24 protein-coding genes and 1 pseudogene are annotated in these 23,469 nt (G+C 71.6%); 7 read left to right on the forward strand and 18 right to left on the reverse strand.

Annotation, left to right across the window (positions count from 1 at the left end; genetic code table 11):
* Positions 1–247: 247 nt before the first annotated feature.
* The 6 genes from cbiE to ACSU6M_RS06210 all read right to left on the reverse strand — a co-directional run bounded on the left by cbiE (position 248) and on the right by ACSU6M_RS06210 (position 6,110).
* Positions 248–1,474: a precorrin-6y C5,15-methyltransferase (decarboxylating) subunit CbiE gene (gene cbiE, locus ACSU6M_RS06185; RefSeq protein WP_437067731.1), complete on the reverse strand. Its 1,227-nt coding sequence runs from the start codon at positions 1,472–1,474 to the stop codon at positions 248–250.
* A 110-nt stretch (positions 1,475–1,584) separates the two neighbouring features.
* Entirely contained in the window at positions 1,585–2,223 is a 639-nt protein-coding gene (locus ACSU6M_RS06190) for a GNAT family N-acetyltransferase (protein WP_437067733.1), read from the reverse strand.
* Positions 2,224–2,395: 172 nt separating this feature from the next.
* The gene (locus ACSU6M_RS06195) at positions 2,396–3,226 is read right to left on the reverse strand and encodes a MetQ/NlpA family ABC transporter substrate-binding protein (RefSeq protein WP_437067734.1); all 831 of its coding nucleotides are present in this window, start codon (positions 3,224–3,226) and stop codon (positions 2,396–2,398) included.
* 80 nt (positions 3,227–3,306) lie between these two features.
* On the reverse strand, positions 3,307–4,035 hold the full coding sequence (locus ACSU6M_RS06200; protein ID WP_437067736.1) for a methionine ABC transporter permease: 729 nt from the start codon (positions 4,033–4,035) through the stop codon (positions 3,307–3,309).
* Positions 4,032–5,066, reverse strand: a complete 1,035-nt coding sequence (locus tag ACSU6M_RS06205; RefSeq protein WP_437067737.1) for a methionine ABC transporter ATP-binding protein — start codon at positions 5,064–5,066, stop codon at positions 4,032–4,034. The genes ACSU6M_RS06200 and ACSU6M_RS06205 overlap by 4 nt, the downstream gene beginning before the upstream one ends.
* A 387-nt stretch (positions 5,067–5,453) precedes the next feature.
* Positions 5,454–6,110, reverse strand: a complete 657-nt coding sequence (locus ACSU6M_RS06210) for an HAD-IA family hydrolase (RefSeq protein ID WP_437067739.1) — start codon at positions 6,108–6,110, stop codon at positions 5,454–5,456.
* A gap of 105 nt (positions 6,111–6,215) precedes the next feature.
* Between ACSU6M_RS06210 and ACSU6M_RS06215 the strand changes: the two genes are divergently transcribed.
* Entirely contained in the window at positions 6,216–6,575 is a 360-nt protein-coding gene (locus tag ACSU6M_RS06215; RefSeq protein ID WP_437067740.1) for a hypothetical protein, read from the forward strand.
* Position 6,576: 1 nt separating this feature from the next.
* Positions 6,577–7,005, forward strand: a complete 429-nt coding sequence (locus ACSU6M_RS06220; protein ID WP_437067741.1) for a hypothetical protein — start codon at positions 6,577–6,579, stop codon at positions 7,003–7,005.
* Here the strand turns inward: ACSU6M_RS06220 and ACSU6M_RS06225 are convergent.
* The 3 genes from ACSU6M_RS06225 to ACSU6M_RS06235 all read right to left on the reverse strand — a co-directional run bounded on the left by ACSU6M_RS06225 (position 6,995) and on the right by ACSU6M_RS06235 (position 9,312).
* Complete coding sequence (locus ACSU6M_RS06225; RefSeq protein WP_437067742.1) at positions 6,995–7,492, reverse strand: GNAT family N-acetyltransferase; 498 nt, start codon at positions 7,490–7,492, stop codon at positions 6,995–6,997. The two genes, ACSU6M_RS06220 and ACSU6M_RS06225, sit on opposite strands and share 11 nt — an antisense overlap.
* A 43-nt stretch (positions 7,493–7,535) precedes the next feature.
* Positions 7,536–8,042: a sigma-70 family RNA polymerase sigma factor gene (locus ACSU6M_RS06230; protein WP_437067743.1), complete on the reverse strand. Its 507-nt coding sequence runs from the start codon at positions 8,040–8,042 to the stop codon at positions 7,536–7,538.
* Between the two features lie 103 nt (positions 8,043–8,145).
* Positions 8,146–9,312: a glycerophosphodiester phosphodiesterase gene (locus ACSU6M_RS06235; RefSeq protein WP_437067744.1), complete on the reverse strand. Its 1,167-nt coding sequence runs from the start codon at positions 9,310–9,312 to the stop codon at positions 8,146–8,148.
* A 313-nt stretch (positions 9,313–9,625) separates the two neighbouring features.
* Here ACSU6M_RS06235 and ACSU6M_RS06240 point away from each other — a divergent pair, with 313 nt between their 5' ends.
* Positions 9,626–10,297, forward strand: a complete 672-nt coding sequence (locus ACSU6M_RS06240; RefSeq protein WP_437067746.1) for a lysophospholipid acyltransferase family protein — start codon at positions 9,626–9,628, stop codon at positions 10,295–10,297.
* Positions 10,298–10,406: 109 nt separating this feature from the next.
* On the opposite strand, the gene ACSU6M_RS06245 is transcribed toward ACSU6M_RS06240, so the two are convergent.
* From ACSU6M_RS06245 to argH, 4 genes are all read right to left on the reverse strand, one after another.
* Entirely contained in the window at positions 10,407–11,930 is a 1,524-nt protein-coding gene (locus tag ACSU6M_RS06245; RefSeq protein ID WP_437067747.1) for an MFS transporter, read from the reverse strand.
* A complete protein-coding gene (locus tag ACSU6M_RS06250; RefSeq protein ID WP_437067748.1) occupies positions 11,927–12,478 on the reverse strand; it encodes a TetR/AcrR family transcriptional regulator in 552 nt (183 codons plus the stop codon). Before ACSU6M_RS06250 ends, ACSU6M_RS06245 begins: the two co-directional genes overlap by 4 nt.
* An 82-nt stretch (positions 12,479–12,560) precedes the next feature.
* A complete protein-coding gene (locus ACSU6M_RS06255; protein WP_437067750.1) occupies positions 12,561–13,532 on the reverse strand; it encodes an aldo/keto reductase in 972 nt (323 codons plus the stop codon).
* 168 nt (positions 13,533–13,700) lie between these two features.
* Positions 13,701–15,128: an argininosuccinate lyase gene (gene argH, locus ACSU6M_RS06260; RefSeq protein ID WP_437067751.1), complete on the reverse strand. Its 1,428-nt coding sequence runs from the start codon at positions 15,126–15,128 to the stop codon at positions 13,701–13,703.
* Between the two features lie 120 nt (positions 15,129–15,248).
* Here argH and ACSU6M_RS06265 point away from each other — a divergent pair, with 120 nt between their 5' ends.
* The 4 genes and pseudogenes from ACSU6M_RS06265 (at position 15,249) to ACSU6M_RS06280 (ending at position 18,493) form a co-directional block, all read left to right on the forward strand.
* Positions 15,249–15,833, forward strand: a complete 585-nt coding sequence (locus ACSU6M_RS06265) for a pyridoxamine 5'-phosphate oxidase family protein (RefSeq protein WP_437067752.1) — start codon at positions 15,249–15,251, stop codon at positions 15,831–15,833.
* A gap of 78 nt (positions 15,834–15,911) precedes the next feature.
* Positions 15,912–17,294, forward strand: a complete 1,383-nt coding sequence (locus ACSU6M_RS06270) for a ferredoxin reductase family protein (RefSeq protein ID WP_437067753.1) — start codon at positions 15,912–15,914, stop codon at positions 17,292–17,294.
* 25 nt (positions 17,295–17,319) lie between these two features.
* Positions 17,320–17,739: pseudogene (locus ACSU6M_RS06275) on the forward strand (FMN-binding protein); the annotation flags it as partial.
* Positions 17,740–17,767: 28 nt separating this feature from the next.
* Complete coding sequence (locus ACSU6M_RS06280; RefSeq protein ID WP_437075022.1) at positions 17,768–18,493, forward strand: FAD:protein FMN transferase; 726 nt, start codon at positions 17,768–17,770, stop codon at positions 18,491–18,493.
* Positions 18,494–18,599: 106 nt separating this feature from the next.
* Here the strand turns inward: ACSU6M_RS06280 and ACSU6M_RS06285 are convergent, their stop codons facing one another.
* From ACSU6M_RS06285 to argC, 5 genes are read right to left on the reverse strand one after another with little or no spacing between them, the layout of a single operon-like run.
* On the reverse strand, positions 18,600–19,139 hold the full coding sequence (locus tag ACSU6M_RS06285) for an arginine repressor (RefSeq protein WP_437067754.1): 540 nt from the start codon (positions 19,137–19,139) through the stop codon (positions 18,600–18,602).
* 7 nt (positions 19,140–19,146) lie between these two features.
* Positions 19,147–20,343 carry an acetylornithine transaminase gene (locus ACSU6M_RS06290; RefSeq protein ID WP_437067756.1) on the reverse strand — a complete coding sequence of 399 codons (1,197 nt, stop codon included), beginning with the start codon at positions 20,341–20,343 and terminating at the stop codon, positions 19,147–19,149.
* On the reverse strand, positions 20,340–21,245 hold the full coding sequence (gene argB, locus ACSU6M_RS06295) for an acetylglutamate kinase (RefSeq protein WP_437067758.1): 906 nt from the start codon (positions 21,243–21,245) through the stop codon (positions 20,340–20,342). The genes ACSU6M_RS06290 and argB overlap by 4 nt, the downstream gene beginning before the upstream one ends.
* Complete coding sequence (gene argJ, locus ACSU6M_RS06300; RefSeq protein ID WP_437067760.1) at positions 21,242–22,393, reverse strand: bifunctional glutamate N-acetyltransferase/amino-acid acetyltransferase ArgJ; 1,152 nt, start codon at positions 22,391–22,393, stop codon at positions 21,242–21,244. The genes argB and argJ overlap by 4 nt, the downstream gene beginning before the upstream one ends.
* Entirely contained in the window at positions 22,390–23,418 is a 1,029-nt protein-coding gene (gene argC, locus ACSU6M_RS06305) for an N-acetyl-gamma-glutamyl-phosphate reductase (protein WP_437067761.1), read from the reverse strand. The genes argJ and argC overlap by 4 nt, the downstream gene beginning before the upstream one ends.
* Between the last annotated feature and the right edge of the window lie 51 nt (positions 23,419–23,469).

The following is a 23,469-nucleotide window of genomic DNA, read 5'->3' on the forward strand; positions in this document are numbered from 1 at the left end:
ACGAACGACCCGCCCGGAAAAGGCGACAAAGCCATACGGTGGCATTGTCCCGGTCATTCCGCCGTCGCGACAGCTTGATCCGCAACGGTCCGCTGTGGACTGCGCCACGTTGCGCGTCCTCCGGCTTCTGCCGTACCACACTCACCCCAAAACGGGTGTGCTTTCCGGACATTGACCGACGAAGCGCCGGGCGACCGAGTGCGGTACGACGATCGGCCAGCCTACCGCGCGCGGTACGACAACAGGATCACGGGGAGCGGTCCTGGCGGTCCGGCAGAACCCCGCTGAGCAGGAACGCGACGCTCCGCTCCTTCTCCGTCCAGGCCCTGGTGTCCAGTTCGACGGACTGGAGCAGCGCGCACTCCACGTCGTACCCGTGTTCGGTCAGATCTCGGCCGAGGAGTTCGGCGGCGTCGCGGGTGGCGGCGTGGGTGACGATGCGCCGCGGGCGGCGGTCGGCGACCGCGGAGACGACGGCCGCTCCCCCGCCGCCGACCCGAACGACGTCGGGTTCGGGAAGGTTCTCCAGCACATGCGGGGCGGTGCCGTGCACGATCTGCATCTGGACCCCGAAGCGGCGCGCGGCGGCGTCGGTGCGCGCGCAGGCGTCGAGGGACCGGTCGACCGCGAGGACCGCGGCGCCCGCGCGGGCGGCCTCGGTGGCGAACGCGCCCGCTCCGCATCCGATGTCCCAGACGAGGTCACCGGTCCGCGGGCCCAGCCGTGCCAGTTGCGCGGCGCGCAGCAGGTCCGCCTCGCCCTCGCCCAGCTCACCGTCGTAGGCGCCGGCGGGCTGGGTCCAGCCGCGGGGCCCGGTGCCGGGGTCGCGTCCGGCGATCCAGCCGCCCTCCTCGGCGGCCGGGGAGCGCGCGGGTCCGCCGATGACGATGACGACGTTGGGGTCGCGCCAGGTGTGGTCGGGCGCCTTGTCGGAGGTGACGACGGTGACCTGCTCGCGGTCGGTGCCCAGTTCCTCGCAGATGACGAAGGTGCGGTGGACGCCCTGGAGGAGCAGGCCCAGTTCGGCGGGTCCGGCGCCGGGTGAGGTGAGGACGGCGACCTTGGTGTGGGCGCGGCAGACGTTCACCGCGCGGCGCAGGGTGCGCGGGTGTGCGACGACCACCTGGGCGTCGTCCCAGGGCATGCCGGCGCGGGCGAACGCGGAGGCGACCGAGGACACCGCGGGGACGACCTCGACCTCCAGGCCGAACTCGGGTGCGCGCAGGGTGCGTACGACGCCGAAGAAGCCGGGGTCGCCGTCGGCGAGGACCACGGCGGTGCCGCGGTGGGCGGCGATGCGGCGGGCGGCGAGGGCGACGCTGCCGAGCCGGATGCGCTCGGCGCCGGGGGGCACCTCGGGCAGGGTCAGGTGGTGGCCCGCGCCGGCCACCAGGGTGGCGGCGCCCAGTGCCGCGCGTGCCGCCGCGGTCAGCGGCGAACCGTCCCAGCCGATCACCGTGACCCGGTCGGCCATCGTCGTCAGTCTCCAGGGGTCGTCGTCGCAGGTCGTCGTGGGGTCGGCCCGCGGGGGCGGGCTTGGTGAGCGTACCCGGTCGGGCTGTGGGGGGCGCCTGCCGCCGCCGGTCAGTTCCAGTCGGCGTAGGACGTGAATCCGTCGGTGTCGGCGAGCTGCTCGGCGGTGCCCTCCAGGTCCTCCGGGAGCAGGCTCCAGACGATGAAGTCGGTGCGTACGTCGGTCCAGGTGCCGTCGTCGGCGCGGACGTGCGCTATGCAGGCGTTGCGCAGCACGCCCTCGCTGATGCAGCCGATCTTCTGGGCGACCTGCTGGGAGGCGGTGTTGTCGGCGGCGGTGCGCAGCTCGATGCGCTCGAACTTCTGGTCGCCGAAGAGCCACTGGGCGGTGGCCAGCGCGGCCTCGGAGGCATAGCCCTCGCCGCGGGCCCAGGGGGCGATGATGTACGACAGCTCGGTGGAGCGGACGTGCCAGTTGGTCTTGCCGAGCTGGACGATGCCGACCAGGCGCTGGGTGAGGAACTCGGTGACGGCGAGGTCGAGTCCGCGTCCGGCCTCCCGTTCGGCGGGGGCGTACTCGGTGATCCAGGTGCGGGCGCCGTCCTCGGTGAAGGGCTGGGGGACGTCGGTCCAGGCCGCGACCTGTTCGTCGTTCATCATCTCGGCGAGCGCCGGGACGTCGTCCTCGTCGAGGGGACGCAGCACCAACCGCTCCGTGCTGATGGAGATGTTGGGGAAGGTGCTCGTCATGCGCCGCTCCGTAGCCGTGGAAAGCCGTCGAGAAAGCTGAGGTCCTGCTGAACTGCCCAGCATGCAGCATGAAAGCACTGAACCGCACCCGGGGTCCCCTCGGTTCGCGCAGGCGTTCGCGCAGAGGGGACACCAGGTGCGGTGAGCGCCCGCTGACAGGGCGTCAGCGGTTTCAGAAGGAGGCGATGACCGAGCCGGCGTACTTGTCCTCGATGAACTTCTTGACCTCGGGGGAGGTCAGGAGCTTCGCGAGCTTCTTGACGCGCGGGTCGTTCTCGTTGCCCTCCTTGACGGCGATGAAGTTGCCGTACGGGTTGTTCTCGGCGGACTCCAGGACGAGGGCGTCCTCGGCGGGCTTGAGGTCGGACTCGATGGCGTAGTTACCGTTGACGACCGCGGCGTCCACGTCCTTGAGGGAGCGCGGGGTCATTGCGGCCTCCAGCTCCTTGAACTTGAGGTTCTTGGGGTTCTTGACGATGTCCGCGGGGGTCGCCTCGTTGCCCACGCCGTCCTTGAGGGTGATCAGGCCGTTGTCGGCGAGCAGCTTCAGGGCGCGCGCCTCGTTCACGGTGTCGTTGGGGACGGCGATGGTGGCACCGCTCTTGAGGGCGTCGGCGCTCTTGACCTTCTCGGAGTACAGGCCGAGCGGCTCCAGGTGGACCGTGACGACGGGCACGATGTGGGTGCCGTTCTTCTTGTTGAAGTCGTCGAGGTACGGCTGGTTCTGGAAGTAGTTGGCGCCGACGGAGCCGTCCTCCGTGGCCGTGTTCGGGGTGACGTAGTCGGTGAACTCCTTGACCTCCAGGTCGAGGCCCGCCTTCTTCGCCAGGTTGTCCTTGACGAAGGTGAGGATCTCGGCGTGGGGGACCGGGCTCGCGGCGACGACCAGGGGGCCGTCGGTGTCGGCGCCGGCGGAGTCCTTCTCGGAGCCGCAGGCGGTGAGCCCGAAGGTGAGGGCTCCGGCGGCGAGGACGGCGGTGGTGATCTTGGCGGTGTTACGCACGAAAAGTGCCTTTCCTTGGGTGGTGCGACCCCGTCTTGGGTGAACGGGGAGTCTGGGACGGACGCGCTCGCAGGGCGCGCTCAGGCGGCCTTGCCGACCTCGGGCTCCTTCGCCTTGAGCAGGCGGAGCCTCGGGGCCGGGCCGGAGCGGGCGCCGCGGCGGTGCAGGGAGCGGGCGGCGTAGTCGCCGGCGAACTGGATGAGGGAGATGACCACGGCGAGGATCGCCACGGTGACCCACATCAGGCCGGTCTCGAAGCGCTGGTAGCCGTAGCGGACGGCGAGGTCGCCGAGGCCGCCGCCGCCGACGGTGCCGGCCATGGCGGAGTAGCCGATGAGGGCGATGACCGTGGTCGTGGTGGAGGCGATCAGGGACGGCAGTGCCTCGGGCACGAGCACCTTGCGGACGATGGTCCAGGTGTTGCCGCCCATCGACTGCACGGCCTCGACCAGCCCGCCGTCCACTTCGCGGACGGCCGTCTCGACCAGCCGGGCGAAGAACGGGATGCCGCCGATGGCCAGCGGCACGATCGCGGCCTCGCTGCCGATGGTGGTGCCGGTGATCCAGCGGGTGAAGTCCATCAGCGCCACCATCAGGATGATGAACGGCATCGAGCGGCCGACGTTCACGACCTGCCCGATCACCTTGTTCACCACGGTGTTCTGGAGCAGTCCGCCCTTGTCGGTGAGGACGAGCAGGATGCCGAGGGGCAGTCCGCCGAGCACCGCGATCAGGGTGGACCAGCCGACCATGACCAGCGTCTCGCTACACGCCTGCTCCAGCAGGGGCTGCATCTCCGACCAGGTCACTGGGCACCGTCCTTCACCAGCAGGGGCGTCTCGCCCAGTACGTCGATCTGCAGGCCCTGTTCGCGCAGGAAGCCGATGGGCACCACGTTGTCCTCGTAGCGGCCGGGCAGTTCGATGCGCATCCGGCCGACCTGGAGGCCGCCGACGGTGTCGATGGCCGCGCCGAGGATGGAGATGTCGATGTTGTAGGTGCGGGCCAGCTGGGAGATGACCGGCTGGGTCGCGCTCTCGCCGTGGAAGGTGACGTCCAGGACCGTGCGGTCCTCGCCGGTGGCGTCGCCGCCGACGGGGAAGAGCGCGGAGGCGAGCTGGGAGCCGGGGGTGGCGAGCAGTTCGCCGACCGTGCCGGACTCCACGATCCGGCCGCGCTCCATCAGGGCGGCGGAGTCGCAGATCTGCTTGACGACGTCCATCTCGTGCGTGATGAGCAGGACGGTCAGGCCCAGCTGCCGGTTGAGGTCGCGCAGCAGCTGGAGGATGGAGCGGGTGGTCTCGGGGTCGAGCGCGCTGGTGGCCTCGTCGGACAGCAGCACCTTGGGGTCGCCGGCCAGGGCGCGGGCGATGCCGACGCGCTGCTTCTGGCCGCCGGAGAGCTGGGCCGGGTAGGCCCCCGCCTTGTCGGCGAGGCCGACGAGGTCGAGCAGTTCGAGCGCCTTGCGGGAGCGCTCCTTGCCCGTCCTGCCCAGGATCTCCAGGGGCAGCTCGACGTTGTCCTGCACGGTCCTGGAGGACAGCAGGTTGAAGTGCTGGAACACCATGCCGATGCGGCTGCGCGCCTGCCGCAGCTCCTTGCCCGCGCGCGGACCGCGGCCGGCGAGGGCGGTGAGGTCCTGGCCGGCGACGGTGACCGTGCCGGAGGTGGGGCGCTCCAGGAGGTTGACGCAGCGGATGAGGGAGGACTTGCCGGCGCCGGACTGGCCGATGACGCCGTACACCTCCCCTTCGCGGACGTGAAGATCGACGCCGTCGAGGGCGGTGACCTCACGGCCTCGGGAACGGTAGACCTTGGTCAGGCCCGTTGTGGTGATCACTGGGGTTTCCGTCACTGTCGAGTGCACGGCGCAGGGATGCGCGCCGGGCACGTGGCATACATGGTCGGGAACAGCCGGATCGCGGCACGGTTCTCGCGAGCGCGGTGGAACCGGGGAGAAACTGTGCGCGGGGGCGTGCTCGTCCCTGCACTTCGAAGGTGCGGGAGGCGAGCGGCACTCGCTTCGGGGCGCGAGGCTCAGCTGGTGCGGGGGCCCTCTAGAAGGCGCACATTCGACACATACAGCGAGCACCGGGCGTCATGGTCGCCTCGGTCGCAAGGATGCGGGTGCTCGTCGTGGTCATGCGATCAGTAAAGCAGACGGACACTCCTGACCGGCCCCGGCTGTCCGGATGCTGGACAGCCGTGGACGGCACCGGCGGGATTCTCAATCGCGTACGGCGCGTACGGAGATCTCCACGCCCCCGTCGGTGACCAGTGCCGACAAGGCCGACAGGTCCCCGACCACGAGGTCGGCATCGAGCTGTCCGGCGCGGTGGGTTGTGGCCAACGCCACGGTCCGCATCCCGGCGGCGCGGCCCGCGGCGAGTCCGGCGGGGGCGTCCTCGAAGACGACGCAGTCCGCCGGGTCGACCCCGAGCTGCCGGGCGGCCAGCAGATACGGCTCGGGGTCGGGCTTGCCGCGGGTGACCTCGTCGGCGGTGATCAGCGTCTTGGGCCGGATGCCGACGGCGTCCAGGCGGGCCTCGGCGAGGCGGCGGGTGGCGCTGGTGACGACGGCCCAGCGGTCGGCGGGGAGGGCGTCCAGGAAGGCGCGGGTGCCGGGCAGCAGGGCGACGCCACCGGGTACGTCGTCCACCTCCAGCTGCTCGATCCGGGCGACCGCCTGCGGCACGACCTCGGCGGGCAGCAGGTCGGCGGCTGTCTCGGCGGCGGTGCGGCCGTGCAGCGCGACTCTCGCGAGGTCCTCGGCGGCGATGCCGTACTCCCCCGCCCAGCGCGCCCAGCAGCGGTCCACCGAGGCGAGGCTGGAGACCAGGGTGCCGTCGTTGTCGAAGAGCAGGGCGCGCGCGTGGATCGTCATGGTCCCGACCCTACGCCGAGTGGTCTAGACCCCTTCGTGCCGGTGGGGCCCCGCGCCCGCGAACCCCGTGCCGGGCGCCCGACACGCCCGTAATAAGGTCACTGCATGCTTGATGCCCTGACGCTGGTGACCTCGGTCGCCGCGCTGCTCCTCGCCGCCTGGTGCGGCTGGGCGGCCTACCGTGATCAGCCGACCAAGGACTGGCACTTCATCGGTATGGCCGTGGTCACGCTGCTGGTGCTGATCCAGCTCGTGATCGGGATCGTGCAGCTGGCGCGCGGGGAGAAGCCGGCGCAGGGCACGACGATCTTCGTGGCGTATCTGCTGGGCGCGTTCGCGTGCGTGCCGGCGGCGGGCCTGATGTCGCTGGGCGAGCGCAGCCGCTGGGGGTCCGTCACGGTGGCCGCGGCCGGTGTGGTCCTCGCCGTGCTCGAGGTGCGGCTCTACGACATCTGGGGAGGCTGAGATGGCGGCGGTGCGGGACGAGGAGCCGACGCGGCTGATCAGCGGGCCGGGGCTGCTCCTTGTGTGGCTGTACGGCGTGATGGTGGTCGGGGCGGTGTCGCGGTCCGCATACCAGATCGCGACCGAGTTCGACCGGGCGCCGCTCGCCTACACGCTGTCGGCGATCGCCGGGCTGGTCTACGGGTTCATCACGTACACGCTGGTGCGGGGCGGGGAGACGGCCCGCAAGGCGGCGCTGGTGTGCTGCGCGGCGGAGCTGGCGGGGGTGCTGACGGTCGGCACGTGGACGCTGGCCGATCCGTCAGCGTTCCCGGACGCGACGGTGTGGTCGGACTACGGCATGGGGTACCTGTTCATCCCCGTTCTGCTGCCGCTGTCCGCCGTGTTCTGGCTGCGGAAGGCGCGGACGCGCAAGGCGCCTACGCCGTAGCCGCGTAGGAAGCCGCTTCCTTCTCCAGGACGACCATCGGTACGCCGTCCTTGCCCTGTTCCGTCCCCACGGCCACGTAGCCCACGCGGCGGTACAGGCGCAGGCCGCCCTCGCTGCGGTGGCCCGCGCTGAGGCGGAAGGTCGTGGCGCCGTGCCGCTGGGCCAGGGCCGTCTCCGCGGCGCGCAGCAGCCGCGCGCCGATGCCGTGGCCCTGGAGGCGGGGGTGGACGCAGAGCTTGCCGATGGCGGCGGCGCCGTCCTCGGTGACGCGGCCGTGGACCGAGCCGACGACCTCCTCGCCCAGCCGGGCGACGTGGACGCAGTCGCCGGCCACCTCCTGGCGGACGGAGTCCAGGCTCTGCACGAGCGGGTCGATGCGGTAGTTGCCGTACAGCGCGGCCTCGCTCTGGAAGCACAGGTACTGCAGCCTGAAGATCTGCTCGGCGTCCTGGTCGGTCGCCTCGGAGATGGTCACGCTCATGCCCATGTGTGCACGCCTCCCGCTCACCTGTTGCCTGTCTCCCTCACTCCTATCCCCGCGCTCCCCCCGCCGCAACCTCCGGTGTGAGCAAACGACGCAGACATCCCAGACATCTGGAGCGTTCCGGTCCGAGGCTGCCCTGTGAGATACCCAACTCGCCCGCGATCTCCCGGTAGGTGAGGTCCCTCGGGGAGAGCAGGGCGGTCAGCAGCCGGGGGCACCGGCCGGGCAGGCGGCGCACCGCGTCCCGCAGGGCCCGGCGCCGGGCGGCGGTGATGACGTGTTGCTCGGGGTCGCGGGCGGCGTGGTCCACCGGCTCGATGCCGTACGGCCGTTCGAAGGCGGTGGTACGGCGGCTGCGGCGGGCCTCGGCCCGCACCGCGGCGCGCAGCCAGCGCTCCGGGTCGTGCGGCGGGCCGTCCGCGTCGAGCCGTTCCAGCAGGCGCAGCCAGACCGCCTGTTCCAGATCGCCCGGCTCGGTCCCGGTGGCGTGGGCCTCGGCCGACGCCTCCGCGGCGAGCAGCGGGCGCAGGGCGGTGAGCATGTCGTGTGTCATATGCGGCACGACGCGGCCGTCCGGGCGAGCAGTTGCCCGGACGGCCGGTGGTTCACCTTCAGGAGGGCGCGGGGGCTGCCGGGTTGACGGGCCGCACCGCGGGTCAGGCGTTGCGGAACTCCTCGCGGGCGAGCAGACCGGTGTCCGGGTGGTCGGTGAACACACCGTCGATGCCGGTGGCGAAGTAGGCCCGGTAGGCGCCGAACACATCGCCGTAGGCGTCGGCCTCGGTGCCCTTGCGGAAGTCGGCCGGGAGGAACGGGTTCTCGTTGCGCAGCGTCCAGGGGTGCAGGACGAGGCCGACCTTGTGGGCGTCAGCGACCAGCGTGGTCGGCGAGGTGAGCCTGCCGCTCGCGTCCTTCGGGATGATCAGGTCCAGGGTGGGGCCGATGCCCTGGGCGTAGGAGGCGATCTCCCGCAGGCCGGCCGGCGTGACCAGGTCGGCGACGGTGCGCGGGTCGCCGGTCTCGACGAAGTCCCAGGGCCGGGTCGTGGGGCCGGAGAGCAGGACGACGAGGTTGTTGTCGACGAGCTTGTTCAGGCGCTGGATGCTGGTCGGCTCGAAGGACTGCAGGATCACCGGCGAGGTGCGGCGGTCCTTGCCGTGGCGGTGCAGCAGCTTGGCGACCCGCTCCTCCAGGCCGAGGCCCAGCCCCCGGAAGTAGGTGGGGTGCTTGAGCTCGGGGTAGATCCACACCTGCTTGCCGCGCCTGCGGGTCTGCTCGTCCTGCCAGCGCAGCACCTCCTCGAAGGTGGGGATCTCCCAGCGGCCGTCGTAGAGGGTGTTGTGCGGGCGGTTGGCCGGGATGCGCTCGGTGGCGCGCAGGGTCTTCAGCTCGGCGAGCGTGAAGTCCTCGGTGAACCAGCCGGTGACGGAGGCGCCGTCGAGCGACTTGGTCCGCTTGCGGTCCGCGAACTCGGGGCGGCTCGCCACGTCCGTCGTGCCGCCGATCTCCGGCTCGTGGCGGCAGACCAGGTGGCCGTCCTTGGTGGGCACCAGGTCGCCGGCCTCGACGATGTCGGCGCCCATGTCGAGGGCGAGCTGATAGGCGGCCAGGGTGTGCTCGGGGCGGTAGCCGCTGGCGCCCCGGTGGCCGATGATCGTCGGCTTCGGCAGGCTCCTGAGGCCGCCCGCGTGCCCGGACGGTCCGGGAGACCCGGCCGCCCTCGCCGTGCCGGACAGGCCCAGGACCCCGGCGCCGAGCACGGCGGCGCCGAGGAGCGCCCGCCGTCCGGTGCCCTGCGGCTCGTTCGGCTCCTGCGTTCCCATGGGCTGCCTCCTTGGCGTCGTGGCTCGTGCGTGCGGGCCGATCGTAGGGGCGTGGACATGACCGAAGGGAGACCTCGGCTCGAACACATGGATGACACCGAATGTCGTACAGGAGGACGAACATGACGTGCCGTCGGACGGGTTACCCGTATCCGTCGAGGCGATGCCGCAGGTAAACGCGGGTCAACTCTGTGTAAGACCTCGGTGAACCCGATGTGCGCAACCCCCGTGGCCGCGAGTATCGTCCTCACCTGCACAGACTCATACAGTTTCGCCGTCGCCGCGCGACGTTCCCTCGACACCGGAGGACCCGTTGTCCCGCTTCGCCCTCATCAAGGCAGTGCTCGGACCGATCATGCGCCTGATGTTCCGCCCCAGGGTGGAGGGCGTGGAGAACATCCCGGCCGAGGGGCCGGTCATCCTCGCCGGCAACCACCTCACCTTCATCGACTCGATGATCCTGCCGCTGGTCTGCGACCGTCAGGTCTTCTTCATCGGCAAGGACGAGTACGTCACCGGCAAGGGGCTCAAGGGCCGGCTGATGGCCTGGTTCTTCACCGGGGTCGGCATGATCCCGGTCGACCGGGACGGCGGCAAGGGCGGGGTCGCGGCGCTGATGACCGGGCGCCGGGTGCTGGAGGAGGGCAAGGTCTTCGGGATCTACCCCGAGGGCACCCGGTCGCCCGACGGGCGGCTGTACCGGGGGCGTACCGGTATCGCGCGGCTCACGCTGATGACCGGGGCGCCGGTGGTTCCGTTCGCGATGATCGGCACCGACAAGATCCAGCCGGGGGGCGCGGGGATTCCGCGTCCGTCGCGGGTGACCGTGCGGTTCGGTGAGGCGATGGAGTTCTCCCGCTACGACGGGATGGACCGGGACCGGTATGTGCTGCGGGCGGTCACCGATTCGGTGATGGCCGAGGTCATGCAGCTGTCGGGGCAGGAGTACGTGGACATGTACGCCACGAAGGCCAAGGCCGCGTAGGGCTCCGCCTGGCAGCGCAGGGTTCCGCCGACCGCCGTAGGAGGTTGCGGTCCACGGCGGCCGGCGGCTCGTTCGCGGCTCAGTTCCCCGCGCCCCTGGGTGGCTCCCCTTACCCCGCGTTCTCCAGCTTCTGGCCCCTCAGCATGAACCAGGCCGCCACCGACGCGGTCAGCAGGACCGCCGCTCCGACGCCTGCCGCGGTGGTCAGGCCGTCCACGAAGGACTGGCGGGCCGCGTCAAGCAGGGCCTCTGCTGTGTGCGGTGGCAGGGCTGCCGCCGACTCCACCGCGCTGCCCAGCGACTCGTGGGCCTCGGCCGGAGTGCCCGGCGGGGTCGGGAAGCCCCGGTAGACACCGGTGACGATGGAGCCCAGCAGGGCGATGCCCAGGGCCGCGCCGAGTTCGTACGCCGTCTCCGAGACCGCGGAGGCGGCGCCGGCCTGTTCCTTCGGTACGGAGGACAGGATGACGTCGGCGGTCACCGTGAAGGAGAAGCCGGCGCCGACACCGACGACCAGCAGGGCGGCGCCCAGGATCGGGTAGCCGGTGGACTGGCCCAGCACGGTGAGGGAGGCGAGGGCGAGGCCCACGGCCGCCAGCCCGCCGGAGACGACCGCGCGGACCGAGAAGCGGCGCGCGGCCCGGCCGGCGATCAGTCCGGCCGTCACCGCGCCGATCGCGGCGGGCAGTTCGGCGAGGCCCGCCTCCAGGGGCGCCCGGCCCTGGACGAGCTGCAGGTACTGGGACAGGAAGAACACCAGGCCGGACAGGCCGAGGATGGTCAGCAGGTCGGCCAGGACGGCGCCGCTGAAGCCGCGGTGGGCGAACAGCCGCATGTCCAGCAGCGGGGCCGGGAGGCGCAGCTGGCGGCGGACGAAGCCGTACAGCGCGGCCGCGCCCAGGGCGCCCACGGCCAGCGGCTCCCAGGCCAGACCGTGCGAGGCGGCCTCCTTCACGGCGTAGACCACGGCGATCATGCCGACCAGGGACAGCAGCACGCTGGAAAGGTCCCAGGGACCGGGCTCCGGGTTGCGCGACTCGGGCAGCATCTTGATGCCGACGAGGACGAGGACCGCCATGACCGGCAGGTTGATCAGGAAGACCGAGCCCCACCAGAAGTGCTCGAGCAGGAAGCCGCCCGCGATCGGGCCGACGGCGGTACCGGCGGAGGCGGTGGCGCCCCAGATGCCGACGGCGAGGCTGCGCTCGCGCGGGTCGTGGAAGAGGTTGCGGATCAGGGCGAGGGTGGCCGGCATCAGCGTGGCGCCGGCGACACCGAGGAGCGCACGGGCCGCGATCATCAGCTCGGGGGTCGTCGCATAGGCGTTGAGCACGGATATCGCGCCGAACGCGGTGGCGCCGATCAGCAGGATGCGCTTGCGGCCGATGCGGTCGCCGAGGCTGCCCATGGAGACCAGCAGACCGGCGATGACGAAGGAGTAGACGTCACCGATCCACAGCAGCTGGTTGCCGGTGGGGTTCAGATCCTCGCTGATGTACGGGGTGGCGAGACCGAGGACCGTCGCGTCGACGGCCACCAGCAGCACGGCGAGCACGAGCACGGACAGCGCGAGCCAGCGGCCCGGGCGCTTCACCGCCTCGGTCGTCGTCGCCGGCTGCAGGGTGCTGGTCATGATTCCTCTCTTCGTATCGCGCCGCCGAGCAGCAGCTCGACGACCATGAACGGGAAGTCGTTGCGGGCGACCTTGCCGTCCGTCACCGCCCACGCCCCGGCCGCGATCAGGCCGTAGAGCGCCTCGGTGAGCCAGGTGGGGCTGAGGTCGATGCGGAACTCGCCGCTGTCCTGGCCGCGGCGGAACAGCGCGGCGATCCGGGCGTCGAGCCGGGCCCAGCCCTCGTTCTGGCCGTCCCCTTCGAACAGCTGGTTCTCGCTGTAGAGGAAGGACAGCAGTCCGGTCGCGGGCTCCATCTCGCGGACCAGGCGCCGTACGGCGTCGCTCGCGGGGCCCTCGTCCAGGCGGGCCGCGTCCAGGGCGGCCTCGCACTCGGCGATGCCGAGCGATTCCAGGGCCCGCACCAGCGCGTCCCGGCCCGCGAAGTGGCGGTGCAGGGTGGCCCGGCTGATCCCGGCCGCTTTGGCCACCTCGTCCATGGTGGCGGTGGACTTGCGGGTCAGCAGGGCTGCGGCGCTGCGCAGTACGTGGTCTCGATCGACGGCCATGAGACAACCATAGCCCATGTGAGACGACTTTGTCTCACGATGGGCGTGCGTGACTCACGCGGGGCCGGGCGGGAGGGTGGGATCAGTGCCAGGGCAGCTGCCCGCGGCGGTCCCAGTAGGCGACCGGGTCCTCGGCCAGCGCGGCGAGACGGGCGAGCTGGTCCTCGTCGAGGTCCACGACGGGCGCGTGCAGGTTGGAGGCGAGCTGGAGGGTGGTCGCGGCGCCGGAGAGGACCACACCGGCCCAGGGCAGGCGCAGGACGCAGGCGAGGGCTACGGCGTCGCAGCCGAGGGAGACCTCCTGGGCCACCGCCTTCAGCGCGTCCGGTGCGTAGGGGTCGGCGAGGCGGCCGTTGGCCATGCCCTCCTTGACGATCACCGTCAGTCCGGCGTCGTGCGCCTCGGCGAGGGCGGGGCCGGCCGAGGGCTCCAGGAGGTTGTACGTCGACTGGACGGTACGGAAGAGGGGTTCGCCGTCGACCGTCACGGCGAGCGCGGCACGGATCGCGTCCGCCTGGGCGGGGCCGCTGGTGGAGAAGCCGACGGAGACGCCCTGGGCCGCGGCCTCGGCGAGCGCGGCGTGCAGGGCCTTGTCGGTGAGGGCGGGGCTGTCGGGGGTGACCGAGTGGATCTGGTAGAGGTCGAGCCGGTCGCCGAGCAGGGCGTCGGTCTCGGCGCGCTGACGTTCGTAGGTGGCGAGGCTGTGGTCCTTGACCTCGTGTTTCTCGGCGTCGGTGGACCAGTCGGCGGTGTAGGTGTAGCCCCATTTGCTGCCGATGACCACGTCGTCCACCTCGGGGTGGGCGTTCAGCCAGGCGCCGAGGAATTCCTCGGCGCGGCCGTAGGAGCGGGCGGCGTCGAAGTAGCGGACGCCCTGGGCGTAGGCGGCGTCGAGGAGTTCGTGGGTGCGGGCCTTCAGTGCCTCGACCGTGCGGTTCTCTCCGAGGTCCTTCTCCCTGCCCAGGTTGATGTAGCCCGGGCGGCCCACCGCGGCCAGGCCCAGGCCGATGTGGCAGGTGGGGGTGGTGGCCTTGGCGAGGCGGGCGAAGGGCATCGCGGGCTCCGTTCTCGGTCGGCTCCGGTGGGGCGCAGTGACCAACGTAACCCGCGATGACCGTTTGTGATCGCCCAAGGAGTCAGGGCCTGCCGTGCGTCGGCGACCGCGGGTGCGGTGTGGTTGTTCGCGCAGTTCCCCGCGCCCCTTGGCGGCGCCGCCCTTCCCTCAGTTCTTTGCTGAAGCCCACTCGTGCTGGGCCTTCACGTCCGTCTTCAGTTCCGCCAGCTGGACGGCCACCGCGCTCGGCGCCGTGCCGCCCCTGCCGTTGCGGGAGGCCAGGGCGCCGGGGACGTTCAGGACCGTGCGGACCTCCGGGGTCAGGTGCTCGGAGATCTTGGCGAACTGTTCGTCCGTCAGGTCGTCCAGTTCCTTGCCCTCGGACTCGGCGACCTTGACGCACTCGCCGGCGACCTCGTGGGCGACGCGGAAGGGGACGCCCTGCTTGACCAGCCACTCGGCGATGTCGGTGGCGAGGGAGAAGCCGGCGGGGGCCAGTTCCTCCATGCGCTCGCGGTGGACGGTGAGGGTGGCCATCATGCCGGTGAAGGCGGGGAGCAGGACCTCCAGCTGGTCGATGGAGTCGAAGACCGGCTCCTTGTCCTCCTGGAGGTCGCGGTTGTACGCGAGCGGGAGCGCCTTGAGGGTCGCCATCAGGCCGGTCAGGTTGCCGATGAGGCGGCCGGACTTGCCGCGGGCGAGCTCGGCGATGTCGGGGTTCTTCTTCTGCGGCATGATCGACGAGCCCGTGGAGAAGGCGTCGTGCAGGGTCACGAAGGAGAACTCCTTCGTGTTCCAGATGATGATCTCCTCGGCGATCCGGGAGACGTTCACGCCGATCATCGCCGTGATGAAGGCGAACTCGGCGACGAAGTCGCGGGAGGCCGTGCCGTCGATGGAGTTGGCGGCGCTGCCCCCCTCGAAGCCGAGGTCCTTCGCCACGGCCTCGGGGTCCAGGCCGAGGGAGGAGCCCGCGAGGGCGCCCGAGCCGTACGGGGAGACGGCCGTACGGGCGTCCCACTGGCGCAGCCGCTCGGCGTCCCGCGACAGCGCCTGGACATGGGCGAGGACATGGTGCGCGAACAGCACGGGCTGGGCGTGCTGGAGGTGGGTGCGGCCGGGCATCGCCACGTCCGGGTGGGCCTCGGCGAGGCCGATCAGGGCGTCCTGGAGGTCGGCGATCAGACCGGCGATGACGCGGGCGTGGTCCCGCAGGTACATCCGGAACAGCGTGGCCACCTGGTCGTTCCTGGACCGGCCCGCGCGCAGCTTGCCGCCGAGGTCCGGGCCGAGGCGCTCCAGCAGGCCGCGCTCCAGGGCGGTGTGGACGTCCTCGTCGGCGATGGTGCCGGTGAAGGAGCCGTCGGCGACGTCCGCCTCCAGCTGGTCGAGCCCGGCGATCATGCGCTGGAGCTCGTCCTCGGTGAGGAGACCCGCCTGGTGCAGCACCCGCGCGTGGGCGCGGGAACCGGCGATGTCGTAGGGGGCGAGCCGCCAGTCGAAGTGGACGGACGCGGACAGTTTCGCCAGGGCCTCGGCGGGGCCGTCGGCGAAACGGCCGCCCCAGAGCCGTACGTCACCGCTGTTGCTGCTCACTGCGCTGCTCCTCGGAAGACACCGTTGTTATGCATGAGTATGCAGACCTCTGCATGATTCGTCAAAGCGGATCGCGGTATTCATGGGAGCCATGATCGTGAGGCATGGCAATATTTAGACATGGGAAAGACTTATGAGCGCATAGACGGGCGGCTCCGCACCTTCATCGAGGAGCAGCCGATCTTCTTCACCGCGACCGCGCCGCTCGCCGGGGACGGCACGATCAACCTCTCTCCCAAGGGACTCAAGGGCTCCTGGGCCGTGCTCGACGAACTCACCGTGGCCTACCTGGACTTCGCGGGCTCCAACGCGGAGACGGTCGCGCATCTGCGGGAGAACGGCCGGATCACCCTGATGTGGTGCGCGTTCCAGGGACCGCCGAACATCGTGCGGGTGCATGGCCGCGGCGAGCCGGTGTTCCGTGACGACCCGCGCTTCACCGACCTGCTCGCCCGCTTCCCCGGCATCGACCCCTCCGCCCACGGTCTGCGCTCGATCATCGTGGTGACGGCGGAGCTCGTCCGGGACACCTGCGGATACGCGGTGCCCTTCATGACGTACGACGAGGACCGGGATCTGCACGCCCGCCGGTTCGCTCGGGAGGACGACGCCTCGCTGGGGGCGTACTTCGCGAAGAAGGAGCACATCGCCTCCAGCATCGACGGGCTGCCGGGGCTGCCCCTGCCGCTGCCGCCCCTGCCGTAGGGCGGGGCTGAACGGACCGGCCGCGCGCTGCGTACCTGTGGGCCGAGGGAAGACAGGAGTCCCCGTCCCGGAGGAACAGTGACCACCACTCTCGCCGGCGGCCGCGCGGCCCGTCGCCAGACGATGCGCCGGATCCGTCCGCGCCGCTCCCCCGCCGTCCCGCTCCTGCTCGCCGTGTGGGCGGGGGCCGCCGGGGTGCTGTGGATGTGGTGGGAGAACACCCCCGCGATCGGGGACCGGGCGGAACGGATCGTGCACGCCGGGCGGATCACCGGGCTGCTCGCCGGATATCTGATGGCGCTGGTGGTGCTCCAGATGGCCCGGGTCCCCGCGCTGGAGCGCCGGGTGGGATCCGACCGGGTCGCGCGCTGGCACGCCATGAGCGGGCGGTACACGCTCTGCCTGGTCCTCGCCCATGTCTTCCTCGTCATGTGGGGGTACGCCCTCCAGGCCGGGCTGGGACTCGGTGACATCGTCCGGCAGACGGTGGACTCGGTCACCGGGTTGCCGGAGATGGGCAAGGCCGCCGTGGGCACCGCTCTGCTGCTGCTCGTCGGGCTCGTCTCGATCGGCGGGGTGCGGCGCCGCATGCCGTACGACACCTGGTACCACGTGCACCTGATGACGTATGCGGCGGTGTTCCTGACGTTCTGGCACCAGATCGCCGTCGGCAACGACTTCGCGGTGCAGCCCGCCGCCGAGACCGCCTGGACCGGGCTGTACGCGGCCGTCACCGCGCTGCTGCTGTGGTACCGCGTCGTCACGCCGCTCCGGTTGAACCTGCGGCACCGGCTGCGGGTCGAGGCGGTGATCGAGGAGACGCCGGGGATCGTGTCGGTGCTGATCGGCGGGCGCAGACTGCACCGGATGGGCGCGCAGGCGGGGCAGTTCTTCCGCTGGCGGTTTCTCGCGCCGGGCCTGCGGTTCAGCTCCCACCCGTACTCGCTGTCGGCGGCGCCCCGGCCCGACATGCTGCGCATCACCGTCAAGGCGATCGGCGACCACAGCTCCCGGCTGCGCGACCTCGCCCCCGGCACCCGGGTGTGGGCCGAGGGCCCCTACGGGGCGCTGACCGCCCAGCGGCGCAGCCGCGGCAAGGTGCTGCTGGTGGCGGGCGGGGTGGGGATCACCCCGATGCGGGCGCTGTTCGAGACGCTGCCCGGCGCGGCCGGTGACATCACCCTGCTCTACCGGGCCACCAGCACCCAGGATCTGGCGCTGTGGGGCGAGCTGGCGGCCATCGCCGACGAGCGGGGCGCCCGGCTGATGTACGCGGTCAACAGCCCGGACGGCGAACGCCCCGACATCTCCGCGGAGTCCCTGCGGCACAAGATTCCGGACATCGAGCGCCACGACGTGTTCCTGTGCGGGCCGCCCGGCTTCGCCCGGTCGGTCTACGAGGCCCTGCGCGGCGCGGGCGTCCCGGCCCGCCGCATCCACCACGAGTCCTTCGCGATGTGACCAGTCAGCGGGAGTTGCGCAACCGATGAAGAAGAACCACCCCGTCCGGCGTACCGTCCTCACCGTCGCCGCCACCGTCTCCGGCATCGTGCTGCTGCTGTCCCTCAAGCCCGCCTCCGGCCCGGCGGCCGCCCCCGCGCCCCCTCCCCCGGCCGCGGCGGGCCAGGAGGCGGGCGCCACGACGGTCACCGGCGACGCCGTCGGCACCCAGTACGGTCCCGTCCAGGTCCGCCTCACCGTCCGCGACGGCAGGATCGTCCGGGCCGAGGCCGTCCGGGCGCCCAGCGGCGGCCGCAGCTCCGAGATCAGCCGCGACGCCGTGCCGCGCCTGGACCGGGCCGCCGTCGCGGCGCAGAGCGCCCGCATCGACGCCGTGTCCGGCGCGACGTACACCAGCGAGGGCTACCGGCGGTCCCTGCAGTCGGCGCTGGACCGGGCCGGTGCCTGAACCCGTACGCCGCAGCGAGGAGATCATGGGGACGGTCTTCTCCTTCGACGTCCGCGGCGGTCCGGCCGAGGCCGTCGACGCGGCGGTCGCCGAACTGCGGCGGCTGGAGGAGCTGTTCAGCACCTATCGCGACGACAGCGAGGTGTCGCGGCTGGCACGCGGGGAGCTGACGGTCGCCGGCTGCGATCCGGTGGTGGCCGAGGTGCTGGAGCTGGCCGCCGTGGCGGAACGGCTCAGCGACGGCTGGTTCAGCGCGTACTACGCCGGGCGCGTGGACCCCACGGGCATCGTCAAGGGCTGGGCGGTCGAGCGGGCGGCACGGGCGCTGCTGGCCGCGGGTGCGCAGGGGGTGAGCGTCAACGGCGGCGGGGATGTGCAGCTTCTCGGGGCGCCTGCCGCGGGGCGGCCCTGGCGGGTGGGGGTGGCCGATCCGCTGAGGCCCGGCGGACTGGCGGCGGTGATCTCCTCCGCGGGCGCGGCCGAACTGGCGGTCGCCACGTCCGGGACCGCCGAGCGGGGCGTGCACGTCCTCGACCCCCGGACCCGCCGGCCGGCGGTGACGGACCTGCTCGGGGTGACGGTGGTGGCCCCGTCCCTGACCTGGGCGGACTGCTGGGCGACGGCGGCCTTCGCGATGGGGTCGCGCGCCGGCCTGGCGTGGCTGGAGTCGCTGCCGGGGGTGGACGGCCTGTTGATCACGGCAGGCGATGAGGTGAGATGCACAGAGGGCCTGGCCTCCTGGCTGGGGTGAGTGCACGCCGCCGGGGGCGCGGGGCCGTATCGATGTGCGGCTCCGCCGCCGGGGCGCGACCAGCCCCACACCACCCCGCACCCGGCGACGGGACCGGAGGACCCCTTCAGTGGCCGTTCTGAGCCAGCCGCAGCAGGTGGTCGGCGAGCGCCTGCCCCCCGCTCGGCTCCCGGCTGATCAGCAGCAGCGTGTCGTCACCCGCGATCGTCCCGAGGATGTCGTGCAGCTCGGCCTGGTCGATGGCCGAGGCCAGGAACTGGGCGGCACCGGGCGGCGTACGCAGAACCACGAGGTTCGCCGAGGCTTCCGCGGAGATCAGCAGCTCCTGCGAGAGCCGCCGCATCCGCTCCTCCTTCGCCGACTCCCCGAGCGGGGCGCGCGGCGTACGGAACCCCCCTTCGCTGGGCACGGCGTAGATCAGCTCACCGTCGGTGTTGCGGATCTTCACCGCGTTCAGCTCGTCGAGATCGCGGGACAGCGTCGCCTGGGTGACGGTCAGTCCGTCGTCCGCGAGCAGCTTCGCCAGCTGGCTCTGCGACCGCACCGGCTGCCGGTTGAGGATGTCCACGATCCGGCGGTGGCGGGCGGTGCGGGTCTGCGGTACGGCGGGCCCGGAGGTCTGCTCGTGGTCCTGCGCCTGGCTCATCGTCGTCTCATTCTCCGGCTCGTCCGTCCCCGTCGACTGCGTCAAGGATGCCGGGCAGGGCCTGAAGAAGCGCTTCCACTTCCTCGTCGCCGATGGTCAGCGGTGGCATGAGCCGTACGACATCGGGGGCGGGCGCGTTCAGCAGGAATCCGGCGTCCTGGGCCGCCTGCTGCACCTTCGGCGCGAGCGGCCCGGTGAGCACGATACCCAGGAGGAGGCCGGCGCCCCGGACATGGGAGACCAGCGGGTGGCCGAGCGCTTCGATTCCCTCCCGCAGCTTCTCGCCCTGCCGCTTGACGTTCTCCAGCAGCCCGTCGTTCGCGATGGTGTCGAGTACGGCGAGACCGGCGGCGCAGGCGACGGGGTTGCCGCCGAACGTGGTGCCGTGGTGGCCCGGCTGGAACAGCTCCGCGGCCCGGCCGAAGGCGACGGTCGCGCCGAGCGGCAGTCCGCCGCCGAGCTGCTTGGCGAGGGTGACGACATCGGGCAGGACGCCCTCGTGGGCCTGGTACGCGAACCAGTGGCCGGTGCGGCCGATGCCGGTCTGCACCTCGTCGAGGACGAGCAGCGCTCCGGAGGCGGCGGTGATCGCGCGGGCGGCCTTGAGGTAGCCGGGCGGCGGGACGACGACGCCGAGCTCGCCCTGGATCGGCTCGATGATCACCATGGCGGTGTCCTCGGTGACGGCGGCGGCCAGGGCCTGGGCGTCGCCGAAGGGCACATGGGTGACATCGCCGGGCAGCGGCAGGAACGGCTCCCGCTTGCCGGGCTGTCCGGTGAGCGCGAGGGCGCCCAGGGTGCGCCCGTGGAAGCCGCCCTGGGTGGCGACGACATGGGTCCGCCCGGTGAGCCGGCCGATCTTGAAGGCGGCCTCGTTGGCCTCGGCGCCGGAGTTGCAGAAGAAGACCTTGCCGTCGCGGCCGAAGTGCGTCAGCAGCCGTTCGGCCAGGGCGAGGGTCGGCTCGGCCATGAAGAAGTTGGAGATGTGGCCGAGGGACGCGATCTGCGCGCTCACCGCCTCGACGACCGCCGGGTGGGCGTGGCCGAGCGCGTTGGTGGCGATGCCACCGACGAAGTCGAGGTACGGCCGGCCGTCGGCGTCCCAGACCTTCATGCCCTCACCGCGCACCAGGGGCAGCCGCGGGGTGCCGTAGTTGTTCATGAGCGCGCCCTGCCACCGCGCGGTCATCTCCTCGTTGCTCACGACTCCCCCTGTGCGTCCTGGTCGGGCACGACCATGGTGCCGATGCCCTCGTCGGTGAAGATCTCCAGCAGGATCGAGTGCTGGACCCGGCCGTCGATGACGCGGGCGGTGTTCACGCCGTTGCGTACGGCGTGCAGACAGCCCTCCATCTTCGGGACCATGCCGGAGGACAGCTCCGGCAGCAGCTTCTCCAGCTGGGTGGCGGTGAGGCGGCTGATCACCTCGTCGCTGTTCGGCCAGTCCTCGTACAGGCCCTCGACGTCGGTGAGGACCATGAGGGTCTCGGCGCCCAGGGCGGCGGCGAGTGCGGCGGCCGCCGTGTCGGCGTTGACGTTGTAGACATGGCCGTCGTCCTGGCTGCGGGCGATCGACGACACGACCGGGATACGGCCGTCCGCGAGCAGCGCCTCGATCGCGCCGGTGTCGATGGCGGTGATCTCGCCGACCCGGCCGATGTCGATCTGCTCGCCGTCGATCTCGGGCTGGTGCTTGGTTGCGGTGATGGTGTGCGCGTCCTCGCCGGTGAGGCCGACGGCCAGCGGGCCGTGCTGGTTGAGCAGGCCGACCAGTTCGCGCTGCACCTGTCCGGCGAGGACCATGCGGACGACGTCCATGGCGTCCTCGGTGGTGACGCGCAGGCCCGCCTTGAACTCGCTGACGATGCCGTGCTTGTCGAGGGCGGCGCTGATCTGCGGGCCGCCGCCGTGCACGACGACGGGCTTGAGGCCGGCGTGCCGCAGGAAGACGACGTCCTGGGCGAAGGCGGCCTTCAGCTCCTCGTTCACCATGGCGTTGCCGCCGAACTTGATGACGACGACCTTGCCGTGGTGGCGGGTCAGCCAGGGCAGCGCCTCGACGAGGATCTGGGCCTTCGGCAGGGCGGTGTGCTTGCGAGTGCTCATGAGGAGTAGGCGCTGTTCTCGTGGACGTAGTCGGCGGTGAGGTCGTTGGTCCAGATGGTGGCGGTCTCGGAGCCCGCGGCGAGGTCGGCGACGATGTGCACCTCGCGGTAGCGCATGTCGACCTTCTCGCGGTCCTCGCCGACGCCGCCGTTCTTGCACACCCAGACGCCGTTGATGGCGACGTTCAGCCGGTCGGGCTCGAAGGCGGCCTTCGTGGTGCCGATCGCCGAGAGGACACGGCCCCAGTTGGGGTCCTCGCCGTGGATGGCGCACTTGAGGAGGTTGTTGCGGGCGATGGACCGGCCGACCTCGACGGCGTCGTCCTCGGTGGCCGCGTTGATCACCTCGACCTTGATGTCCTTGCTGGCGCCCTCGGCGTCGCGGATCAGCTGCTGGCCGAGGTCGTCGCAGACCTGCCGTACGGCCTCGGCGAACTCGGCGAAGTCGGGGGTGATGCCCGAGGCGCCGGACGCCATGAGCAGGACGGTGTCGTTGGTGGACATGCAGCCGTCGGAGTCGACCCGGTCGAACGTGACCTTGGTGGCCGCGCGCAGGGCCTGGTCCAGGGCCGCGCCGTCCAGGTCGGCGTCGGTGGTGAGGACGACCAGCATGGTGGCGAGGCCGGGGGCGAGCATGCCCGCGCCCTTGGCCATGCCGCCGACGGTCCAGCCGTCCTTGGTGACGACCGAGGTCTTGTGCACGGTGTCGGTGGTCTTGATGGCGATGGCCGCCTTCTCGCCGCCGTGCTCGGACAGCTGGGCGGCGGCGGTCTCGACGCCGGGGAGCAGCTTGTCCATGGGGAGCAGCACGCCGATCAGGCCGGTGGAGCAGACGGCGACCTCACCGGCGCCGATGTCCAGCACCTCGGCCACCTTCTCGGCGGTGGCGTGGGTGTCCTGGAAGCCCTTCGGCCCCGTACAGGCGTTGGCGCCGCCCGAGTTGAGGACGACGGCGGTCAGCTCGCCGGTCTTCAGCACCTGCTCCGACCACAGCACCGGCGCGGCCTTCACACGGTTGGAGGTGAAGACGCCCGCGGCGGCGCGGCGCGGCCCGGTGTTGACCACGAGGGCCAGGTCCGGGTTGCCGTTCTCCTTGATCCCGGCGGCGATGCCCGCCGCCGTGAATCCCTTGGCTGCCGTGACGCTCACGGTGCGACTCCGATCGTGGAAAGCCCGGTGGTCTCCGCGAGACCCAGGGCGATGTTCATGCTCTGGACGGCACCGCCGGCGGTGCCCTTGGTCAGGTTGTCGATCGCGCTGATCGCGATGATGCGGCCCGCCCCGGCGTCGTACGCGACCTGCACCTGAACGGCGTTGGAACCGTAGACGGACGCCGTGGCCGGCCACTGGCCCTCGGGCAGCAGGTGCACGAACGGCTCGTCGGCGTACGCCTTCTCGTAGGCGGCGCGCACGGACTCGGCGGTGACGCCGGGCTTCGCCTTGGCGGAGCAGGTGGCGAGGATGCCGCGGGGCATCGGGGCGAGGGTGGGGGTGAAGGAGACGCTCACGGTCCGGCCGGCCACCGCGCTGAGGTTCTGGCTCATCTCGGGGGTGTGCCGGTGGCCGCCGCCGACGCCGTACGGCGTCATGGAGCCCATGACCTCGCTGCCCAGCAGATGCGGCTTGGGCGCCTTGCCCGCGCCGGACGTACCGGACGCGGCGACGATCACGGCCTCGGGCTCGGCGAGGTCGGCGGCGTAGGCCGGGAACAGGGCGAGCGAGACCGAGGTGGGGTAGCAACCGGGCACCGCGATGCGCTTGGACCCCTCCAGCGCGGCGCGGGCGCCCGGAAGTTCGGGGAGGCCGTAGGGCCAGGTGCCGGCGTGCGGGGAGCCGTAGAACTTCTCCCAGTCGGCGGCGTCCTTCAGCCGGAAGTCGGCGCCCATGTCGACGACCAGGACGTCCGGGCCGAGCTGCTCGGCGACGGCGGCGGACTGGCCGTGCGGCAGCGCGAGGAACACCACGTCGTGCCCGGCGAGCACGTCGGCGGTGGTCTCCTCCAGCACCCGGTCGGCCAGCGGCAGCAGATGCGGCTGCAGCGCGCCGAGCCGCTGCCCGGCGTTCGAGTTCGCCGTCAGCGCGCCGATCTCCACCTCGGGATGGGCCAGGAGCAGGCGCAGCAGCTCACCGCCCGCGTACCCGCTCGCTCCGGCCACTGCCGCTCGTACCGTCATGGAACCCTCCTCCTGGATGGCATGACTATACGTTTCCCTGCACGTTTATGC

Origin of the sequence: Streptomyces sp. enrichment culture (genome assembly GCF_964272895.1) — a bacterium.
In the GTDB taxonomy this organism is placed as follows: domain Bacteria; phylum Actinomycetota; class Actinomycetes; order Streptomycetales; family Streptomycetaceae; genus Streptomyces.

Coding starts and splice junctions, on each gene's coding strand:
- cbiE (WP_437067731.1), bottom strand. CDS start 1,474: ATGGCCGACCGGGTCACGGTGATCGGCTGGGACGGTTCGCCGCTGACC.
- ACSU6M_RS06190 (WP_437067733.1), bottom strand. CDS start 2,223: ATGACGAGCACCTTCCCCAACATCTCCATCAGCACGGAGCGGTTGGTG.
- ACSU6M_RS06210 (WP_437067739.1), bottom strand. CDS start 6,110: ATGACGATCCACGCGCGCGCCCTGCTCTTCGACAACGACGGCACCCTG.
- ACSU6M_RS06215 (WP_437067740.1), top strand. CDS start 6,216: ATGCTTGATGCCCTGACGCTGGTGACCTCGGTCGCCGCGCTGCTCCTC.
- ACSU6M_RS06220 (WP_437067741.1), top strand. CDS start 6,577: ATGGCGGCGGTGCGGGACGAGGAGCCGACGCGGCTGATCAGCGGGCCG.
- ACSU6M_RS06225 (WP_437067742.1), bottom strand. CDS start 7,492: ATGGGCATGAGCGTGACCATCTCCGAGGCGACCGACCAGGACGCCGAG.
- ACSU6M_RS06230 (WP_437067743.1), bottom strand. CDS start 8,042: ATGACACACGACATGCTCACCGCCCTGCGCCCGCTGCTCGCCGCGGAG.
- ACSU6M_RS06235 (WP_437067744.1), bottom strand. CDS start 9,312: ATGGGAACGCAGGAGCCGAACGAGCCGCAGGGCACCGGACGGCGGGCG.
- ACSU6M_RS06245 (WP_437067747.1), bottom strand. CDS start 11,930: ATGACCAGCACCCTGCAGCCGGCGACGACGACCGAGGCGGTGAAGCGC.
- ACSU6M_RS06250 (WP_437067748.1), bottom strand. CDS start 12,478: ATGGCCGTCGATCGAGACCACGTACTGCGCAGCGCCGCAGCCCTGCTG.
- ACSU6M_RS06255 (WP_437067750.1), bottom strand. CDS start 13,532: ATGCCCTTCGCCCGCCTCGCCAAGGCCACCACCCCCACCTGCCACATC.
- ACSU6M_RS06265 (WP_437067752.1), top strand. CDS start 15,249: ATGGGAAAGACTTATGAGCGCATAGACGGGCGGCTCCGCACCTTCATC.
- ACSU6M_RS06280 (WP_437075022.1), top strand. CDS start 17,768: ATGGGGACGGTCTTCTCCTTCGACGTCCGCGGCGGTCCGGCCGAGGCC.
- ACSU6M_RS06285 (WP_437067754.1), bottom strand. CDS start 19,139: ATGAGCCAGGCGCAGGACCACGAGCAGACCTCCGGGCCCGCCGTACCG.
- argB (WP_437067758.1), bottom strand. CDS start 21,245: ATGAGCACTCGCAAGCACACCGCCCTGCCGAAGGCCCAGATCCTCGTC.
- argC (WP_437067761.1), bottom strand. CDS start 23,418: ATGACGGTACGAGCGGCAGTGGCCGGAGCGAGCGGGTACGCGGGCGGT.